Source organism: Thioclava sp. NG1, assembly GCF_003122275.1.
GTDB classification, from domain to species: Bacteria; Pseudomonadota; Alphaproteobacteria; order Rhodobacterales; family Rhodobacteraceae; genus Thioclava; species Thioclava nitratireducens.
Genome location: NZ_QFBB01000019.1, coordinates 1 through 19,150 on the forward strand (window position 1 = coordinate 1; position 19,150 = coordinate 19,150).

21 protein-coding genes are annotated in these 19,150 nt (G+C 64.9%); 10 read left to right on the forward strand and 11 right to left on the reverse strand.

What is annotated here, in order from left to right:
- Together DEM26_RS19710 and DEM26_RS19715 are read right to left on the reverse strand one after the other, a co-directional pair.
- On the reverse strand, positions 1-214 hold a 214-nt coding region (locus DEM26_RS19710; protein WP_146194506.1), incomplete at its 3' end, for a MerR family DNA-binding transcriptional regulator.
- A 308-nt stretch (positions 215-522) separates the two neighbouring features.
- The gene (locus DEM26_RS19715) at positions 523-705 is read right to left on the reverse strand and encodes a hypothetical protein (protein WP_088728285.1); all 183 of its coding nucleotides are present in this window, start codon (positions 703-705) and stop codon (positions 523-525) included.
- Positions 706-817: 112 nt separating this feature from the next.
- On the opposite strand from DEM26_RS19715, the gene DEM26_RS19720 reads away from it, so the two are divergent.
- Positions 818-1,360, forward strand: a complete 543-nt coding sequence (locus DEM26_RS19720; RefSeq protein ID WP_109173254.1) for a phosphatase PAP2 family protein — start codon at positions 818-820, stop codon at positions 1,358-1,360.
- A 144-nt stretch (positions 1,361-1,504) separates the two neighbouring features.
- Here DEM26_RS19720 and DEM26_RS19725 read toward each other — a convergent pair whose 3' ends face one another.
- From DEM26_RS19725 to DEM26_RS19735, 3 genes are all read right to left on the reverse strand, one after another.
- Positions 1,505-2,566 carry a dipeptidase gene (locus DEM26_RS19725; protein ID WP_109173255.1) on the reverse strand — a complete coding sequence of 354 codons (1,062 nt, stop codon included), beginning with the start codon at positions 2,564-2,566 and terminating at the stop codon, positions 1,505-1,507.
- 628 nt (positions 2,567-3,194) lie between these two features.
- Positions 3,195-4,607 (reverse strand): amidase family protein, encoded by a 1,413-nt coding sequence (locus tag DEM26_RS19730; RefSeq protein ID WP_109173256.1) that lies wholly within the window; start codon positions 4,605-4,607, stop codon positions 3,195-3,197.
- 63 nt (positions 4,608-4,670) lie between these two features.
- Positions 4,671-5,570 (reverse strand): LysR family transcriptional regulator, encoded by a 900-nt coding sequence (locus DEM26_RS19735; RefSeq protein WP_109173257.1) that lies wholly within the window; start codon positions 5,568-5,570, stop codon positions 4,671-4,673.
- 104 nt (positions 5,571-5,674) lie between these two features.
- On the opposite strand from DEM26_RS19735, the gene DEM26_RS19740 reads away from it, so the two are divergent.
- The 8 genes from DEM26_RS19740 to DEM26_RS19775 all read left to right on the forward strand — a co-directional run bounded on the left by DEM26_RS19740 (position 5,675) and on the right by DEM26_RS19775 (position 13,650).
- Positions 5,675-6,850 carry a cytochrome P450 gene (locus DEM26_RS19740; RefSeq protein WP_109173258.1) on the forward strand — a complete coding sequence of 392 codons (1,176 nt, stop codon included), beginning with the start codon at positions 5,675-5,677 and terminating at the stop codon, positions 6,848-6,850.
- A gap of 37 nt (positions 6,851-6,887) precedes the next feature.
- On the forward strand, positions 6,888-7,211 hold the full coding sequence (locus DEM26_RS19745; RefSeq protein ID WP_109173259.1) for a 2Fe-2S iron-sulfur cluster-binding protein: 324 nt from the start codon (positions 6,888-6,890) through the stop codon (positions 7,209-7,211).
- Positions 7,208-8,383: an NAD(P)/FAD-dependent oxidoreductase gene (locus DEM26_RS19750; RefSeq protein WP_109173260.1), complete on the forward strand. Its 1,176-nt coding sequence runs from the start codon at positions 7,208-7,210 to the stop codon at positions 8,381-8,383. The genes DEM26_RS19745 and DEM26_RS19750 overlap by 4 nt, the downstream gene beginning before the upstream one ends.
- Positions 8,384-8,446: 63 nt before the next feature.
- Positions 8,447-9,436: a TRAP transporter substrate-binding protein gene (locus tag DEM26_RS19755; protein WP_109173261.1), complete on the forward strand. Its 990-nt coding sequence runs from the start codon at positions 8,447-8,449 to the stop codon at positions 9,434-9,436.
- Positions 9,436-9,948 (forward strand): TRAP transporter small permease, encoded by a 513-nt coding sequence (locus DEM26_RS19760; protein WP_075777397.1) that lies wholly within the window; start codon positions 9,436-9,438, stop codon positions 9,946-9,948. The genes DEM26_RS19755 and DEM26_RS19760 overlap by 1 nt, the downstream gene beginning before the upstream one ends.
- Positions 9,945-11,243: a TRAP transporter large permease gene (locus DEM26_RS19765; protein ID WP_075777396.1), complete on the forward strand. Its 1,299-nt coding sequence runs from the start codon at positions 9,945-9,947 to the stop codon at positions 11,241-11,243. The genes DEM26_RS19760 and DEM26_RS19765 overlap by 4 nt, the downstream gene beginning before the upstream one ends.
- Before the next feature lie 81 nt (positions 11,244-11,324).
- Complete coding sequence (locus DEM26_RS19770) at positions 11,325-12,773, forward strand: aldehyde dehydrogenase (protein WP_109173262.1); 1,449 nt, start codon at positions 11,325-11,327, stop codon at positions 12,771-12,773.
- A gap of 451 nt (positions 12,774-13,224) precedes the next feature.
- Positions 13,225-13,650 (forward strand): BLUF domain-containing protein, encoded by a 426-nt coding sequence (locus tag DEM26_RS19775; RefSeq protein ID WP_109173263.1) that lies wholly within the window; start codon positions 13,225-13,227, stop codon positions 13,648-13,650.
- A 22-nt stretch (positions 13,651-13,672) separates the two neighbouring features.
- Here DEM26_RS19775 and DEM26_RS20860 read toward each other — a convergent pair whose 3' ends face one another.
- Both DEM26_RS20860 and DEM26_RS19785 read right to left on the reverse strand, forming a co-directional pair.
- Positions 13,673-14,755 (reverse strand): ATP-binding protein, encoded by a 1,083-nt coding sequence (locus DEM26_RS20860; protein WP_109173264.1) that lies wholly within the window; start codon positions 14,753-14,755, stop codon positions 13,673-13,675.
- A 29-nt stretch (positions 14,756-14,784) separates the two neighbouring features.
- Entirely contained in the window at positions 14,785-16,041 is a 1,257-nt protein-coding gene (locus DEM26_RS19785) for an RNA-guided endonuclease InsQ/TnpB family protein (RefSeq protein ID WP_109173265.1), read from the reverse strand.
- A gap of 26 nt (positions 16,042-16,067) precedes the next feature.
- On the opposite strand from DEM26_RS19785, the gene tnpA reads away from it, so the two are divergent.
- Positions 16,068-16,472, forward strand: a complete 405-nt coding sequence (gene tnpA / locus DEM26_RS19790) for an IS200/IS605 family transposase (protein ID WP_146194507.1) — start codon at positions 16,068-16,070, stop codon at positions 16,470-16,472.
- Between the two features lie 69 nt (positions 16,473-16,541).
- Here tnpA and DEM26_RS19795 read toward each other — a convergent pair whose 3' ends face one another.
- The 4 genes from DEM26_RS19795 to DEM26_RS19815 form a co-directional block, all read right to left on the reverse strand.
- Positions 16,542-16,772, reverse strand: a complete 231-nt coding sequence (locus tag DEM26_RS19795) for a hypothetical protein (protein WP_075777390.1) — start codon at positions 16,770-16,772, stop codon at positions 16,542-16,544.
- Between the two features lie 185 nt (positions 16,773-16,957).
- The gene (locus DEM26_RS19805) at positions 16,958-17,377 is read right to left on the reverse strand and encodes a CBS domain-containing protein (protein WP_088720618.1); all 420 of its coding nucleotides are present in this window, start codon (positions 17,375-17,377) and stop codon (positions 16,958-16,960) included.
- A 392-nt stretch (positions 17,378-17,769) separates the two neighbouring features.
- Positions 17,770-18,426 carry a fructose-6-phosphate aldolase gene (fsa, locus tag DEM26_RS19810; protein WP_109173268.1) on the reverse strand — a complete coding sequence of 219 codons (657 nt, stop codon included), beginning with the start codon at positions 18,424-18,426 and terminating at the stop codon, positions 17,770-17,772.
- A gap of 35 nt (positions 18,427-18,461) precedes the next feature.
- Positions 18,462-19,106, reverse strand: a complete 645-nt coding sequence (locus DEM26_RS19815) for a nucleoside triphosphate hydrolase (protein ID WP_109173269.1) — start codon at positions 19,104-19,106, stop codon at positions 18,462-18,464.
- Positions 19,107-19,150 lie beyond the last annotated feature (44 nt).

Consider the following 19,150-nt stretch of genomic DNA (forward strand, 5'->3'; position numbering starts at 1 on the left):
AGGAAACGCGTGCGTAGGCAACCGTGCGCCGGGCAGCTTTATCCTGCTGCCGATGGAGCTCCGGCTGAAGTTTGGCGAGGTCATAGCGGCGCCGCCCACCCTCGGTTACGAGGTCGGGCTTGAGCTTGCCGCTCTCATCCCATCTGCGCAGGGTGAGGGGTGTCACGCCCAGGGCCTTTGCGGCCTCGCCAATACTTACAAATTTCTTCATCATGAAGATAATACATGATGCGAAAAGCACAAGTCAAATGTAAGTTGTTAAAGCCCCCTAACCCGCAGATCCAACGCCAATTCAGGTGGGCCGGCCAAGGCCGACGTCGCCTGATATAAATTGTTTCAAGACATTAAGGTTTCCATGCTGGATCAAAAAATCGCGTTTGGCATCGGGGGCTCGCCCTCCGAGACTCCTGCGCAGCCCCACGGAGACGTGCCTGATGCTGGAGCTTCATTCAGCCGCAACTGACTACCGGTTGGTGCTGCGGTCCCGCCCACCTCGGAGGTTTGGTCCACAGCCATACGTCCTCAGCCGCCGCCCTTCGTGCCAGAGGAGGACAATCGTGATGAGATAGTCGTCGCCAACAAGATCAGCCCGAGGAGGTGCGTCGCCACGCACGGCGCTTCCTCGATCTCTTCTCGGGCCAGCATTTCGACCCAATTGAGGATGGCCGGCCCCGAGACGAAGTAGAACACAAGTTCGCCAGCCATCTCGGTCAGCGCGTGCAATCCTCGGTGCGTGGCGCTAAGCCTGAATGCTTGATGAACGCGGTGTCACGGACTTGCGGACCCGCAACCTGACCTTTTCGATGAAAGGCACGCAATGGACGCAGCGATTACTCACTGGATCAATTCCTTCGCGGGCCACAACACCTTTGTCGATCAAGCAATGATCGCAATCACTCAAACGGGTGTGCCCTTCATCGTGCTCGTCGTCGTCCTGCAATGGTGGAGCCGGGAAAACCGGCAGCATCTGCGTCATGTCGCAATCTGCGCCGGACTTGCGTTCCTTCTGGGGCTTGCGATCAATCAAGGCATCCTGCTTTTCATCCACCGCGTGCGCCCATATGACGCCGGAGTCTCCAACCTTCTTATCGCCAAGAGCGCCGACTGGTCTTTTCCGTCCGACCACGCCACTGCCTCGATGTCAGTCGCCATGGCATTTGCGCTTCAGAAGCTTCCGCGGCGGGCGCTGGCATTCTTCGCGATGGCTTTCCTCATCTGTCTGTCGCGCATTTACGTCGGCACCCACTACGTCACCGACGTTCTGGGAGGCGCCGCCACCGGGATCGTGGCGGCAATCGTCGTCCGGGCGCTTTATCGAGAAAACAGCAAATTCGATCGTTTCGCGAAAAGCATCCTTTAGCGGGAAACACTGCTTTCTGCAGAGCAGTCGTTCACCTGTGGCGAAGCGAAAGCCCTCTTTCAGCCCAATAGCGGCTTTCTCCGCATTGTTCTCTAATGTCGGTTCTCGTCTGCCGAAATTTCCACGCGTGGATAAAGTCAGCTCTCAGCCGCCCCAGGTTCTCTCGAGCAGCGCCAGCCAGTTGCCATGGGCGAGCCTCTCGATCAGCGGCGTGTCATAGCCATGCGCGCGCATCGCTTCGATCAAGCGCGGCAGCCCTTCCGCATCGCCCAGATCGGGCGGAATCGCCGCTCCGTCGAAATCCGAACCGAGCCCGACGCGGCTCTCGCCCAAGGTCTCGATCAGGTGATCGAGATGGCGCAGCATCGGGTCGAACCCCGCGAAAGGCTCACCCTTGCCGTCTTCGCGCAGAAACCCCAGCGCGTAGTTGAGGCCGACAATGCCGTCGCTCTCGCGGATCATGGCAAGCTGTCGGTCCGTGAGGTTGCGCGACGAGGGACAGATCGCATGCACATTGGAATGGGTCGCGACCAAGGGCGCATCGGAAAGCGCTGCGACATCGTCGAAGCCTTTCTCGTTCAGATGGCTCAGGTCGATCATGATTTTCAGCCGGTTGCATTCCGTCACCAGCCGTTTGCCCGCCTCGGTCAGCCCGTCCCCGGTATCGGGCGAGGACGGAAACGCAAAGGGCACACCGTTGCCGAAGGCGGTCGGGCGCGACCAGACCGGGCCAAGCGAGCGCAGCCCCATCGCGTGCCAGACATGCAGCAGATCGAGATCGGGCCCGATCGCCTCCGCGCCTTCGAAATGCAGGATCGCGGCGATCTTCTTTGCGGCCATCGCGGTGCGGATATCGGCGACAGAACGGCAGATTTTCAGGCTCCCCTCCCGCTCCATCCACATGAGGTGGCCGACCATCTTCATCGCGACGGGCAGTGCGTCCTCGAGCGGAATCTCCGCCGGCAAGGGCAGCGAGAAGGGAGGATTTCGCATGATGGCGTCCAAATCGGGATCGTCATGGGCGACCGGCGACGGAATGTAGACCGCGAAGAACCCGCCCGCGAAACCACCCGCACGCATCCGCGGCAGGTCGAGATGGCCCTCTCCGGTATCGCTTAGCCAAGTCGTCTCGCGGGCCTCCGGGGCGCGCAGCAGGCGCAGAAGGAAATCGTTATGGCCGTCGAAGACCGGAACCGGGGCGCTCATGTGAACTCATCCTCTTTCATTTGGCCTGTGAACGCTTCCGGTGGTTCACAGTGGCATATTTTGCGGCACGGAGGCTGCGAAGATCGGCACCTGGGAGTTCTTCCTCGACGCGCCTGTTGATCTGTCGCCCGCCAGTTCTCCATTCATGGAAGATGTAAGCAAGTCGAATTGTTGTCCGAAGGCGCAGGCGCGCACGCCGCGATGCCGGGAATTGGCAGGGTCCATTCCACGGCGATCCGGCAGGGCGAGAACGCGCATATCTGGCTGAAGGTCTCCGGCTCCGAGAGCAGTTCCGAACTCGATCTTCCTTAAGCGGGTGCGACGCCCTTCGCCGCCGAACTGGTCGAGCTTTACCCGAACCGAACGATCTCGGGCACTGACTGGCGGCACCCGAGTTTCCGCGCAGACCCGCCCGATGATAGGTCTAGGTCGATACCCTTACAGATATAGCCGCGAATACCGCGCTCTTCCTCTCCTCCGACGAGGCGCGCTTCGTCACCGGCACCGAGATCGCGACCTATCAGCTTGGTGTGCTCGGCGCCGGAGTCATGAAGATCGAGGACCGAACGACCCCGATCAGGCGCGGATGCAAGGCGGCGGTCCTCTCATGGGGCACTACTCGCCACACTTACCGCATCGCGATCTCGACCGGGGCGGAGCGCGCCTCGATCTCTGTCGCGGCGTCGAACAGCACGTCTTCACGGAACCGCCCCGCCACCATCTGGATACCCAGCGGCGCGCCTTCGGGCGTGGCCCCAGTTGCCAGCGACAGCGCCGGCAGCCCGGTGACTGGCAGGCCCACCATCGCGTTCTGTGCTTCCCAGACGCGGCGGTAATCAGCATCGCTCCCCAGGTCGAGATTGTCGGCGAATGGCAATTCCGAACTCGGCGGCAGCAGCACCAGCGGGTAGCGCTCGACGAAGAGCGCCCATTCCCGCGCGATCTCGGCCCGGCGGATCAGCGCGCGCGGGATCGCATCGGGGGCAAGGGAGCGGATGAACTCCGCCTGCCCCTCCAGCACCCGCAGCGCGCCCGGATCGCCCTCGACCTGCGCCGCCGCGAGCTTGGCGGGATAGTCATGGCCCAGCCAGAGCGTGATCTGCACCCGTGCGGCCTCGGCGATCGGCGGCAGCGCGTCGAGTTCTTCGACGATCCAACCAGCGGCGCGAAGCTTCTCGGCGGATTGCAGAAGGCTCTGTTGCAGTGCGGGATCGGTCTGCGCGCCATCCGGCCGAAGACACAGCGCCGCGCGCCGATCCACCGCAGGTCCGTGCAGCGGCGCGGGCACCGACCAGATGTCGCGCGGATCGGGCTTGGCCATCGCGGTGAAAGCGAGCCGCAGATCCCCGACAGAGCGCGCGAGCGGCCCGGAAGTCGCCATCAGCTGCCCGCCGATATCGCGCTCCGCCCCGGTGGAGTTATGCGCCGCAATCCGCCCGAAACTGGAACGCAACCCATGCACGCCGCAGGCATAGGCCGGGTAGCGAACCGAGCCCGCGATATCCGTGCCATGCGCAATCGCCCCGATCCCGGCTGCCACCGCAGCGCTAGCACCGCCCGACGACCCGCCCGGCGTCAAATCCTTTCGCCGCGGATTGTAGGTGTGGCCATGCAGCAGGTTGTTGGTGAACCAGCGGTAGCTGAAGGCGGGCGTGTTCGAGCGCCCGAGGCTGACCGCCCCCGCGCCCAGCAGGTTCGCGACCACCGGGTTGTCGGTCTTCGCGATCAGGTCCTTCTGCGAGGTCAGCCCGTTCGTCGTCGCATAGCCGCGCTGGTCCACGATCACTTTGATCGTCACCGGCACCCCGGCCAGCGGCCCCGGATCCTCGCCGCGCGCGATGCGGGCATCGACCGCCTCCGCCGCGGCCAGCGTCTCCTCGGGCCGGCACTCGACAACCGCGTTGATCGCAGGGTTCACCGCCTCGATCCGCGAAAGCCCCGCCTGCGCCACCTCGCGCGCGCTCACCTGACGCGACCGCACGAGCGCCGCGATTTGCGTGGCCCCCAAGGACCAGAGAGCGGGTTCTGCGGTGTCGTTCATGTCGGTAACTCCATCGTGGAAATTGAGATTGCGCCGACCGATCGGGGCGCGCGCCCTTCGGGCCTAGCCGCGGCAGGTCTCCACGATCACCTCGCGCAGCCAGCGATGCATCGCAGAGTCGTTCTTGCGGGCGGTCCAGACGACCGACAGGTCGAACGGGCCGCGGAACGGGCTTTCGTTGAGAACCAGCCCCTCCATCGTGCGCCCCAATCGACTTGGCATCGTCGCCACGAGGTCGGACTGTCCGAGAAGCGAGGCGAGCCCTGCCGGGCTCGGCACCGTGATCGTGGGTCGCAGAGAATGGCCCGCAGCTTCGATCTCGTTGACATAGGCCGATTTCCAGCCGCCGCCGTAATTGATGTAGACATGGTTGAGCGCCAGATAGCTGTCGACATCGAGCGGCCGCCCCGCCATCGGATGCCGCGGGTCCATGAAACAGGCATACTCTTCGGTATAAAGGCGGCGCGAATGAAAGCCGGATTCGCTGCGCGCGAAAGGGCCGACGAGAACGTCGGCCTCCCGGCGCAGAAGGCGCAAATGGCCGTCGCCCAACGCATTCACCACCTCGACCTCGAGATGCGGGGCCTGTTTGCGGAGCTCGGAGACGATCTTCGGGATCATCAGGATGCGCTCGTAATAGTTGCAAGCGATGGTGACCTTGGCGCGAGACTGCGCGGGATCGAACTCTTCAAGCTGCGCAACGTCGTCGAGCTTCTCGAGGATCTCGATCACTTGCTGGAGGATATGTTCGCAGCGCTCCGTCGAGACCTGCCGCCCGCCCTCGCGCACGAAAAGCGGATCCTGAAAATAGGCGCGCAGCTTGGCAATCGTGTAGCTCACCGCCGACTGGTTCACGTCGAGCTTTTCGGCCGCCGCCGTGAAGGAGCCCAGTTCATGGACCAGCCGCAGCGTCTCGAGCGCGGCGATGTCGAGCCTGCCGGGGGATGCGGTCGATTGCGGCATGATGTTCCATCAAATTATTTGATGGTATATACAAGATTCATCTTATTGTTACAAGAAAGACCACGCCTTACGCATGTCCCCGGAGGAGATTTCGGGAGGACATCATGGCGCTCGCACCGCTGGACGAGGAGATTACGCTCGCGCAACTGACGACGGATCCCTATCCGATCTATCGCCGATTGCGCGCCGAGAGCCCGGTTCTGCGGGTCGCCTCGGCGGGTCGCACGTTCCTGACGACAGCGGAGCTGACCAAGAAGGTGAAGGACAATCCGGAGCTGTTCAGCAGCGACGATCCCAACACCCCGATGAAGCCCGCATTCCGCGCCCATACCCTGATGCGCAAGGACGGCGAGGAGCATCTGCGCGAACGCATGGCGATGGCCCCGGCGCTCACGCCGAAGCGGATCCAGACCGATTGGGGGCCGCTCTACGAGAAATTCGCCGAGGAATATGTCGGTCGGTTGCCGCGCGGCGAGACGGTCGATCTGTTCTCCGAGCTATGCGGACCGCTGGCCGCGCGCATCCTCGCCCATGTGCTGGGCATCCCGGAGGCGAGCGACGCGCAGATGCAGCGCTGGTCGCAGCACCTGATAGACGGAGCGGGGAATTTCGGCTGGCAGCCCGAGCCTTTCGCCATCTCGGACAAGGCCAATGACGAGATGGACGCGCTCTTCACAGAACTGCGCGAAAAGCGGATCGCGGAGCCGGACGGCTCGGCCTATTCGGTGATGCTCAACGCCGAAAACCCGATCCCGATGAGTCAGATCTGGGCCAATATCAAGATCGCGATCGGCGGCGGAATCAACGAGCCGCGCGACGCGCTGGCCACCATCATTTACGGGTTGCTGACCAATCCCGACCAGCTGGAGCAGGTTCGCGCCGAGGGCGCGTGGAGCAAGGCCTTCGAGGAAGGCGTGCGCTGGGTCGCCCCGATTCAGGCCAGTTCGCGGCTGGTGACCGAGGATACCGAGCTTTGCGGCTTCGAGATCCCGAAGGGCGACACGGTGATGACGATCCAGGCCTCGGCCAATCGCGACGAGAGCATCTACGAGAATGGCGAGGAGTATTTCGTCTTTCGCGACAAGAACCCCCATCAGGCTTTCGGCAACGGCCCCCATCACTGCGCAGGCGCCCATATCGCGCGGCGCACGGTGGGCAAGATCATCCTGCCGCTGCTGTTCGACCGCTTCCCCGACATGCGCCTGCCCGATCCCGACGCGGTGATCTGGCGCGGCTTCGGGTTCCGCGGCCCGATCAACCTGCCGGTGGAGCTGAACTGATCCGCGCTTGCGCGGACCGGAGAGAGGAGGAATTTAAATGATTAAAGTGACTTACGTCGCACAGGACGGCACGCGAACGAGTATCGACGCCGATGAGGGCGATAGCGTGATGCATGCGGCGGTCTCGAACGATGTCGACGGGATCGTCGGCGAATGCGGCGGCTCGATGATGTGCGCGACCTGCCATTGCTATGTTGACGACGCATGGGCGGAGAAGGTCGGACCGCGCAGCGCGGGGGAGGACGACATGCTCGAAGGCGCGGCATCCGAAGTGACCGAGCGCTCGCGCCTGTCGTGCCAGATCAAGCTGACGCCCGAGCTCGACGGGCTCGTGGTCCATCTGCCCGAGGAACAGTTTTGACCTCCGGGACCGTCACCATAATCGGCGCGGGCCAAGGCGGCTTGCAAGCTGCGATCAGCCTGCGGCAGAACGGCTTCGAGGGCGCGATCACGCTGATCGGCGACGAGCCGGGCTTGCCCTATCAGCGCCCCCCGCTCTCGAAGGTCTATCTGCAGGACGGCAAGGCAGAGGCGCTCTACCTGCGCCCCGAAAGCTTCTTCGAGGCCAAGCGCATCGACTACCTCCCCGGAACGCGGGTGGAGGCCATCGATCGCGCGGCGCAGCGCCTCACTGTCCTGCGCGACGGGGCCGAGAAATCCCTGCCCTATGACCATCTGATCCTCGCCACCGGCACCCGCAATCTGCGCCCGCCGATCGAGGGGATCGCCCATGCCTGCGATCTGCGCACGCTGACCGACGCGCAGCGCCTGCGCGAGAAGCTGGACCAACCGGCCCGGATCGCGGTGATCGGCGGCGGCTTCATCGGGCTGGAATTCGCGGCCGTCGCACGCAAGCTCGGCCATGAGGTCGCGGTCATCGAGGCCGCTCCGCGCCTGATGGCCCGCGCGGTCTCGCAGCGGATGTCGGACCATTTCGCCGACCTGCATCGCGGCTGGGGCACTGCGCTTCATCTGGGCCAGCCTGCCGTGGCGGTGGAGCCCGCGGGCGTGACGCTGGCCGATGGCACGGGGGTCACCGCGGATTTCGTGCTGGTCGCGGCGGGCGTTCGCCCGAACGTGGAACTGGCCGAGGCGGCGGGGCTCGCCATCGACAATGGCGTGAAAACCGATGCCCGGCTGCAGACCTCGGATCCCGCGATTTCGGCACTCGGCGACTGCGCGAGCTTCCCCGATCCGCGGGGCCGCGGGCATATCCGGCTCGAGAGCGTGCAGGCTGCCACGGATCACGCGCGGCTGATCGCGAAACGCCTCGCGAAGGGCGACACCGGTCCCTACGGCGCGCTGCCGTGGTTCTGGTCGGATCAGGGCGCATGCAAGCTGCAGATCGCGGGCTACGCGACACCTGACGCGGCGGAGGAGGAGATCGCCGCGGGGATCGTGGGCCGGTTCGACGAACGCGGGCTCGCCGCGATCGAGACCATCGACAACGCGCGGGCCCATATGCGGGCACGCAAACTCATCGCGTCGCCCGAGCCGGTGACGCGCGCGGATCTGGAGGAGATCGCCGCCTAGCGCGGCACATGAACGACAGGCCCCGGGAGGAGGGGCTCAAACGGTCCAACGGGAGGAGAGACCATGAAACACACGACCCTTAGCGTCGCCACCGCCATCGCGGTCGGTGCAACGATGAGCATCGCGACCGCCGCCGGCGCGCAGGAACTGAAATACGCGAACTGGGCGCCGCCGACCCATACGATCAACGCAGCCCAGATCGAGCCCCTGGCCAAGGCGCTCTCGGAAGGCACCGACGGGGCGGTAACGTTGCGCGGCTATCACGGCGGCGAACTGGGCGCGGGCCCGGCCGATCAATACGTGCGCGTGCTGCAGGGCACCGCCGATATGGGCTGGGGGCTGCAGGGCTATACCTCGTCGCAATTCCCCAAGAGCCTGATCGCGGAACTGCCGGGTGCGCTGCCGCTCGACGCGCCGGGCTACAAGGCGCTGTGGCAGGCCTTCGACACGATCAAGGGCGAATATCCGCAGACCGAGGTGATCGCGCTCTGGGGGTCGGAGCCCAACATCCTGATGATGCACGACAAGGACGTGCGCACGCCCGCCGATCTCAAGGGCCTGAAGATCCGCGTCGCGGGGTCGATCTCGGCTGCCGCGATGGAAGCGCTCGGCGCGACGCCAGTGCAAATTCCGATGACGCAGGTCTATAACGGGCTGCAGACCGGGCTGATCGACGGCGTGGTCAGCGGCGCCTCGGTGCTGTCGGATTTCAAGCTCAACGAGGTCGTGGGCAGCGTGACCACGGGTCCGAACCTCGGACGCCTCGCCTTCTACACGGTGATGAACAAGGCGGCCTATGACGGGCTCTCGCCCGAAGCGAAATCCGCGCTCGACGCGATGAAGGGCGAGAAGATCTCGAAGATGACCGAAGAGGCGTGGATTGCCACAGCGAACAAGGCGCTGGAAGCCGCGCGCGCCTCCGACGCCACCACGGTGATCGACCTCGACGCCGACGGCTCGAAAGCCTTCAATGACGCGCTCGCCGACGTGACCGACACCTACGTGAGCAAGGTCGGCGGCGAGGATACGCTCGCGGCGATGCGGAGCGAGTGATGCTCGCACGCGCGCAGAAACTGGTGGACAGGCTCATCGGCCTGTCCGCGATCATTGGCACGACGGGGTTGATCTTCGTCGTGGCCGTGATCGTCATCGACGTTATCGGGCGCAATTTCGGCATGCCGCTCTACGGCTCGCAGGACCTGATAACGATGACGATGGTGCTGATCGTCTTCGGCGGCATGGCGCTGTGCGACCGACGCGACGGCCATATCGTCGTCGACATCTTCGAGAGCGCCTTCCCCCCTGCCCTGAACCGCGCGATCGATATCTTCTCGGCGCTCCTCGGCGTCGCGATCTTCGTGCTGATCGCGGTGACGGTCTACAAGAGCGCGCAACTGAGCCAGATGCTCAACCTCTCGACCAATCTTCTGAACCTGCCCAATGCGTGGTTCCAATATGCGCTGGTCGCGCTGTCGCTGGTGGGCGCGCTGACGATGTGCCTGCGCGCGCTGCGGCTCATGTCGCGCCACGGCTATGAACATCATTCCGAAAGGGACGTGCTATGACCCCCGCGCTCACCGGATCGCTCGGGCTCGCGCTGTTGCTCGGCATGCTGCTGATGCGTGTGCCGGTGGCCTTCGCGATGTTCGCGGTGGGCTTCGTCGGCATCTGGATCCTGAACGGGCTGCAGGCCGCGACCGGGCTTCTGGCGTCGGAAACCTTCTCGCTGGCCTCCAATTCCGAGCTGATCGTGGTGCCACTCTTCATTCTGATGGGAAATGTCGCGAGCGTGACGGGTATGAGCCGCAAGCTCTATGACGCGGCCTACGCCACCGTCGGCCAGGTGCGCGGCGGTCTGGCGCTGGCGACGGTCGTGGGCTGCGGCGGCTTCGCGGCGCTGTCGGGCTCCTCAGTCGCCTCGGCGCTGACGATGGGCCGCACCGCGCTGGCAGAGATGGACCGCTACGCCTACAGCCCGCGCCTCTCGACTGGCGTCGTCGCCGCAGGCGGCACGCTGGGCATCCTGATCCCCCCCTCGACCGGCTTCGTGATCTACGCGATCCTCACGCAGCAAAGCATCGGACGGCTCTTCATGGCCGGCATCCTGCCCGGGCTTCTGTTACTGAGCGCCTTCATCCTGACCATCGCGATCCTCTGCCTGCTGCGCGCCGAGATGGGACCGAAAGGCCCTGCGACCAGCGCCGCCGAGAAGGGCCGCGCCTTCCTCGGCGCGATCCCGATCCTGCTGGTGATCGTGCTGACCATCGGCGGCATCTATTCGGGCCTGTTCTCCCCCACCGAAGCGGCGGGCGTCGGCGCCGCCTTCGTGATCGCGATCGGGGCCTTCAGCGGCACGCTGAGCCTGCGCAGCTTCTGGCGCGCGGCGCAGGACAGCATCGTGACCACGGCCTCGGTGATGCTGATCCTGATCGCGGCGCATCTGATCAACCCCTTCGTCGCCCTGAGCCATCTGCCCGCCGAGGTGAGCGACCTTCTGGTCTCCCTCGATCTGGGCCGGGTCGGGACGCTGGTCCTGATCCTCGCGATCTACATGGTTCTGGGCTGCTTCCTCGAAGGGCTCGCGATGCTGGTGCTGACCTTGCCGATCTTCCTGCCGGTGATCCTCGATCTCGGGATCGACCCGATCTGGTTCGGTGTGCTGGTGGTGCTGACGCTCGAGATGGGGCTGATCTCGCCTCCGGTGGGGATCAACGTCTTCATCGTGAAATCGGTCGCGCAAAACGTGCCGCTGATCGAGATCTTCCGCGGCGTGCTGCCCTTCTGGTTCGCGATGCTGGTGACCCTTGCAATCCTCGTCGCTGTGCCGGGAATATCGCTGTGGCTGCCCGGGATGATGTGAGGCACAAAGGTTTCAGAGGGCGCCGCTCCGGCAATCGCCGCGCGGCGTGACGCAAGCTCGAAGTCTCAAAGGGAGGATATTATGAAAGAGATCGGAATGCTGCTGGACGGGACCTCCGCCCCAGCCGCCTCGGGCGCGACTTTCGACCGGATCGATCCCGTGACCGGAGAGGTCGCCACCCGCGCCGCCGCGGCGGGCCGCGACGATGTCGAGGCGGTGGTCGCCTCTGCCGCGCGCGCTTTTCCCGGCTGGTCCGCGACCGGGCCGAACGGGCGGCGCAAGATTCTGTCGAAAGCCGCCGACGTGATGGAAGCCCGCGCCGATGACTTCATCCAGGCGGTGATCGCCGAGACCGGCGCGACCGGGCCTTGGGCCGGGTTCAACGTCCATCTCGCGGCAGGCATGATCCGCGAAGCGGCGGCGATGACGACACAGATCGGCGGCGAGATCATCCCCTCCGACAAGCCCGGCACGATGGCGATGGGCGTCGCGCGCGCCAAGGGTGTCTGCCTTGGCATCGCGCCGTGGAACGCGCCTGTCATCCTCGGCACCCGCGCGGTCGCAATGGCGCTCGCCTGCGGCAACACGGTGGTGCTGAAGGCGTCCGAGATGTGCCCCGCGACGCACCGCCTGATCGGCGAGTGTTTCGCCGAGGCCGGGCTCCCCGAAGGGGCGCTCAACGTGGTGACCAATGCCCCCGAGGACGCCGCCGATGTCGTCGAGGCGCTGATCGCGCATCCCGCGGTCAAGCATGTGAACTTCACCGGCTCATCCGCCGTCGGCCGGATCATCGGGCGGCTCGCGGGCGAGCATCTGAAGCCCTCACTGCTGGAGCTGGGCGGCAAGGCGCCGCTGATCGTGCTCGACGATGCCGATCTCGACGGTGCGGTGAACGCGGCGATCTTCGGCGCCTTCATGAACCAGGGCCAGATCTGCATGTCGACCGAGCGGATCATCGTCGACGAGACAGTGGCCGATGCCTTCGTCGAGAAACTCGCCGCCCGCGCCAACGCTCTGCCCGCAGGCGATCCGCGCGGCGAAGTGGCGCTTGGCGCGCTTGTCTCTGAAGCCGCCGCAGAGAAGATGGACGCGCTGATCGCCGACGCCACCGAGAAAGGCGCAAAGCTGGTCGCTGGGGGCTCTCGCGAGGGGACCATCGTCGCGGCGACGCTGCTCGACGGCGTCGCGGAAGGCATGCGCATCTATGCCGAGGAAAGCTTCGGCCCGGTCAAATCGATCATCCGCGTGAAGGGCGACGAAGAGGCGCTGAAAGTCGCCAACGACACCGAATACGGCCTCTCGAGCGCGATCTTCAGCGCCGACGTCTCCCGCGCGATGGCGCTGGCGAACCGGCTCGAAACCGGGATCTGCCACATCAACGGCCCGACGGTCGGCGATGAGCCGCAGATGCCCTTCGGCGGGGTCAAGGCCTCGGGCTACGGGCGCTTCGGCGGACGTGCGGCGATCGCCGAATTCACCGACCTGCGCTGGATCACCGTGGAAGATCCGAAACAGCATTACCCAATCTGATCTGGATTCTGCGATACACGATGAGAGGGAGCCGCCCCCCGGGGCGGCTCCCTTGGCGTTCGACCCATCGGGCGGCTCATCCGAAGCGCCCCCAAAACCCAATCGCGCGAACGTGAACGTGCCGCCAATTATCCGATTGAAACTATCAGAAAAGCCATTTAGGGAACCTGACGCGCAGTAAAACTGTCGGCACTGTGGTTGCCGCCCCACCTGACGCAGCCGTTTTTTCAACTCGATTAAGACCCCTAGGCCTCGAGTATCAGACCTTCCGCAATGATGATGCTGGCCACACCGGAGAGAGCAAGCTCTTGACCTCAAGTTCCGTCGTGATCCTTGAAGACGATGCCGATGTTCGAACCGCCATAGACATGCATGTCTCCCGTGCAAGCTCTGTCTCCAGATTGAAGAAAGGCGGGACCAAAACTCTCCAGACAAGAGCAAGAGATTGGTCATGACAGAACTGTTAACTATTACCTATCGAAGCTTTTCCTGCCTTCGGAAGCCCGTCGACGGGATAAGCGCGATCCTTTCCGAAAGCCTCGATCGAAACCAGAGACTTGGCATCACCGGTCTGCTGCTGTTCGACGGGGCCTATTTTCTGCAAACCATCGAAGGCCCTTCGGCGGAAACAAGAAGCGTTTATGCGAAAATCGTCTCCGACGCGCGCCACACCGACGTCACGCCGCTTAGAATTCGGTTGATCCGGGCGCGCGTCTTTCCCACGTGGCGGATGAAATTGATCGGTCCGGCAGCGACGGCCCGGATCGTTCCCGACATGGACGGCTTGGACTTCGCTTATAAGCGCCTCGACGAAATTCATCTGGCGGCAAAGCAGGTCGCGAGCCCGGAGCCTGAGCAGAGCTACCTATTCCATTGACCCCTCCGGACAAGCGCGTCTCTCATTCCGTCCGGGGCGACGGCAAGTTGCGCACCAATGCGTCGGCAAGCTCCGCCCGCGAATAGGGTTTCATCAGAACCGAGGCCATGTCCGTCCCGCTGTCCGGGCCATCGGGGTCGTAGCCGGTCACTATGACCACCGGCAGCGCGGGGCGCAGCCGCGCCAGCTCCCTGACCAGCGCCCGCCCCGACAGGCCCGGCATGACAAGATCGGTGAGCACGATGTCGATCCTCCGATCGCTCCGGGCATAGTCCAGCGCCTCCCGCCCGTGACGGGCGACAAGCGGCGAGAACCCGAGATTTTGCAGCATCAGCACCGTTTTCTCGCGAACGAGGAGGTTATCCTCAACGTAGAGCACGACCTCATCATTCCCCGCCGGAGCGGCCGCCTCGGCCTCCTTGCCATCGGCCTCGGTGGCAAGCGGCAGCAGGATCTGAAACTCGGCCCCGCCGTCGCCGGGCCCGAGCCTTAGATCGGCGCCGATCTGGCGCACCGTATCGAGCACGGTCGGCAGGCCGAGACCCGTTCCCTCGCCGATGCCTTTCGTGGTGAAGAACGGCTCGAATATCTTTTCCCGGTGGCTGGCCGGAACGCCGGGGCCGTTATCGCGCACGTTCACGGCCACGTATTCCTCCTGCGGAAGTTCGAAACCGTCATGCGAGGGATAGAAATCTGTCCCGGAAACGACGTTCGCTGTGATCGACAGCGTGCCATCTCCCGTCATCGCGTGGCGCGCATTGGTGACGAGGTTGATCAGCGCCGACGTCAAGGCCGAGGTGTCGGCCCAGCAATTCGCTACGTCCTCGCCGATATCGATGTCCAGCCGGTTGGCGTCGCCCAAAGCCGCGATCAGGAGCGGTCTGATCTCCTGCACGAAGGCCCCGATCTGGAGCATTCTCAGCTTCGTCGGTGTCCGGCGCGAATAGGCGAGGAGCTGGCTCGTCAGGCGCCCCGCCTCCTCCGCAGCGCGAACCGCGCTCTGGACGAGGTTGAGGTGGCTGTCCTGCTCGGGCAGAGCTTCCTCGAGCGCATCGAGGCTGCCAAGCACAACGGTCAGAAGGTTGTTGAAATGAACCTCCCCCACCAATCTCGTAGGCTGGAAGGGGTTTCGGATCAGGCAGCCGCCTGATCCCCGACCGTCCCGGCCGGGTTGATCGTTTCCGCGTTCTGGCGACGTGGGCTCTCCACAAGCCCCCACCGCAGCAAAACGAGGGCCGCGGCCTCGTCTCGCCCGAGACGACAGCCACAGTCGCAATCATGGTGGCGCTCCGCGAGTGCCTTCTTCCGCACGGCGCCGCAATCCGGGCAGCGCTGTGACGGCTTCAGCTCTCGCGTCTTCGCCTCAAGGAACTCCGCACCAGCTTCTTCCGCTTTGTATCGGAGCATGTTCAAAAAACCGGCCGGGGCCGTGTCCAGGATCGATCTGTTCAGGCCTGCCTTCTGGGCCACATTCCGGCCTGGCGCTTCCGCGGTTCCGCGGGCCGAGCCGGTCATGTTGCGCACCGTCAGCGCCTCGGTCGCGATCAGGCGGTGCCGCCCGACGATCCGCGCGCTCGTCTTGTGCAGGAAGTCCTTCCGGCGCGCGGCGATCTTCGCATGACGACGCGCCAGAGCGCGGCGATGCTTCCGCAGCGCCCGTTGGGAGATCTTTCGCGCCCGGGCCGCGGACGAGAGCCGGCGCTGCTCAGCCTTGAGGTCCTCGGCCTCGAGACCCCAGTGGCGCGGGTTCGGCAGCTCCTCGAAGGCGCCGTCTTCATGCGCGAGCGTGACGAAGGTCGAGACGCCCCAGTCGAGCCCCACCGCCTGCCCCTCTGCCGGCGCGCGCTCGGCGCAGCCGGTCTCGACGACCACGTTGAGCATCCAGCCATGGACTGTCCGGGTCACATCGGCCTTGAGCACGCGGCCCGGCGTGCGCGCGATGCCCCGCATCCGCATGCGCCCGATGCCAAACAGCGTGGCATGGCCATGTCGGCCGCCGTCGCGCATCTCGACCCTGAAGCCGTTGCCGTGCTCCTTGTAGCCCCAGCCACGGAAACGCTCGGCGCTCTTGAAGCGCGGGAAGCCCGGTGCCCCGCCCGCACGCAGGCGGCGAAAGAAAGCCTGGAAGGCGAGATCCAGGCGCTTCAGAACGACCTGGGCCTCATGAGTGTGGACGAGCCCGCACCAGCCCTCGAGACCGAGGCGGATCTCCTTCAACGCCTTTTCCTGGTCGGAGCGCGAGACCCGGGTCTGGCTATGCCGCCAGGCGCCGATCCGCTCCTCGAGCGCAGCGTTCCACAGGTCTTTCAGCATCAGGTGCTTGCGCGCCAGCGCCGCCGCCTGGGCGGGCGAGGGGTAGAGCTTGAAGGAGAGGGATCGAGTTGCGGTCATGGCCCGAATATTATATTGGTTCCTACATGGCGGATCAATCCTATAGTCGCACAAACAATTGCGTTTTCAGTCTCCACTACCATATGGTTCTGGTGACGCAGCAGCGCCGCGCAGTGCTGACCTCCGAAATGCTGAAGGCGGCAGAGGTCGCGATCCGGGAGCGCTGCGATGTTCGCGGCGGCGCGCTGGAGGAGTTCGGCGCGGAGGCCGACCACATCCATATTCTGTTCTCGTTGCCGCCCGCCGAGGCGGTCGCCGGCTTCGCAAACGCGGTGAAGACCACCACCTCGCGGCGTCTCCGGAGGGACTTCCCGAGCCTGAAACGCCTTGGCGGCGCTCTCTGGTCTCCGAGCTACTTCGTGAGCAGCTGTGGCGGCGCCCCGCTGAAAACGATCAAGGAATATGTCCGCTCGCAGGAGCGACCGGACTGACCTCACCAGCCCTGCGGACTCCCCCACCAATCCCGCAGGTTGGAAGAGGCTTGTGGGGAGATCTTCTGGTCAGTGCATGGTCTGACCGTCGCGACAAGCCGTTTTTGCTCTGCGCGCTCGCCTGCGTCGGTCTTGCCACCATCGTCGCGCCGATTGGGTGACTAACAGAAGAAGAACGGCCACCAGACCCGCGACGACGTCGACGAGCAGCGAGAGCCAGATCGAACCGCCCCGCAGAAGCGTGAGCACGAGGCAGACATGGCCCACCAAGCTGCCGATGAAGATATACCCCACCGGCATCAGAGCTCGCACCCCCGCGTTTGTTGTCGCGGATTTTCCAGCCGCGGCGCCACCCGGAGATAGGGCAGGACATATCCCCACCTGTTGCCGACGAGACGCTGGACCTCGGCTTCCTCCATTGTGTCGGGTATGATCACCGGGTCGCCCTCGAACCGGGGCACGGCGTTCAGGCCGCCCTGTCGCACTCACTTGTGGTGATTGGCGACGGCGCGGGTCATCTCGCCCACGATCTGCAACGACGTCCCGTGCGCCACGTCTCCGAGGCTCAACATCCCGACCAGCCGCTTCTTGTCGTCCAGCACCGGCAGCCTGCGGATCTTGCGCTGATCCATCAGGTGCACCGCGTCCTCGATCGTCTCGTCGGTGCGGCAATAGACGACCCCGGGCGTCATCACCTCTTCGGCACGGGTCTTCGCCGGGTCGAGCCCCTTCGCCACCACGCGCAGCGCGAGATCCCGATCGGTAATCATGCCGATGAGCTTGTCGTCCTTGCCGATCGGCACGGCGCCAATATCGTCCTTCTCCATCTGCAGGGCGATTTCCTTGACCGGGGTGTCGGCATCGGCCCATGCGGCGGGCTCGTGCATCGCGTCACTGATTTTCATGGCATCCTCCTGAACCGAGTCAGACCCGCAGCTTGCCCCAACCGGGGCGGCGCGCATTGACCGCGATCAGCACTCTTGAGCCCCGCGCCTTGTCGAGCGTCAATGCCGAGCCGTGGCGAATCCGCCAGAGTGAAAACATCGATGGGAGGAGTGGAAACGGAACACTATCCGAGAGAGGCATCGAGAGATGCAAACCGCAGATGGTCGATCCGTGGACACAAGGAGATCTGTCGATCGAAGGGCCATCTCGGTTTTGCGAACTCAGGCGCCCACGTGCGGAGCTCGCAGTTTGCGGGATGGTCCTTCGTCATTGTCGGCGTGCGAAGCCAGGCGTCGCTCACGGGAGACGTCCGGTAGCAGCCGCGCTTGCGTCGCGATAACCCCGACCCGGATCAGAGGATGCTCTGCCCCGTCGCAGCCCAGTCCGCGGTGAAGGTTTCGAGCCCCTTGTCGGTCAGCGGATGCTTGACGAGCGCCCCGATCAAGCCGGGCGGCATCGTGCCGGCATCCGCCCCGGCCAGCAAGGCGCCGGTGACGTGGTTTGCGGATCGCAGGGACGCCGCCAGTATCTGCGTATCGAGCGTGGGATAGGCATCGAAGACCTGCCGGATGTCGCGCAGCAGCTGGGTGCCGTCGAGGTTGATGTCGTCGAGGCGCCCGACGAAGGGCGAGACATAGGTCGCGCCTGCCTTCGCCGCGAGGAGCGCCTGGGTCACCGAGAAGCACAGCGTCACGTTGGTCTCACGGCCCTCTTGCCGCAGCGTGCGGCAAGCCCGGAGCCCCGCCATCGTGAGCGGCACCTTGATGCAGACATTGGGCGCAATCTTCCCGAGCACTTCCGCCTCGCGCATCATCGTCTCGTAATCGGTGCCTGCGACTTCGGCGGAGACCGGGCCATCGACCATCGCGGCGATCTCGGCGATCGCGTCGCGGATATGCGCACCACTCTTGGCGATCAGGCTCGGATTGGTGGTCACCCCGTCGATCAGATGCGCCTCCGCAAGCGCGCGGATCGCCTCGATATCGGCGGTGTCAGCGAAAATCTTCATGTCGTTTCCTTTCGTCGTCAACTCGGCTGGACGGTTCAGTGACCGGTGAGGATAAGGTCGGCCTCGACGCTCTGCTCAAGCACGCGGCGCGCGTTTTCGAGGTCGTTCCGGCTGGCCCGGGCAAGCGCGTCCTCGGGGGATAGCCCGTGCTCGATCCATCGCGCGACGAGCCGGGACTTGAGCACCTCCATGGGCGGCGCGAGCATCACCGTCGCGTCGAACAACGGCGCGAGCCCGGCCCAGTCGCCGCCGCCGAACAGCAGGTAATTCCCCTCGACGATCACGATCCGCCGGTCCGGGCTCAACACGCCGGCCTCCGGAAGCGTCCGGTCCTGCGCGCGGCTGAACAGCGGGTAGCGGATCTCCCTCCCGTCATCGCGCAACCGGCGCACCAATGCCTTGAACCCGGCGACGTCGAAGGTCTCGGGCGCGCCTTTCACCGCGCGCAAATTCCGCCTGTCGAGTTCTTCATTGTCGAGATGGAACCCGTCCATCGGCACCAGCGCCGCCGGATCCGCCGACCGCCCGCGGGCGTTCAGCGCCGCGGTCACGGCTTCGGCCATCGTCGATTTCCCCGAACCGGGCGGCCCCGCGATGCCAATCAGAACTCGCCCGTGGTCGCGGGGCTGCCTGTCCACCAGATCGAGAATGGCCTCCAGCTGTGCCTCGGTCGTGCTCATCGCTCAGGCCGCCTCTGTCGCGCCGTCGGGGGTTTTGGCGCCGG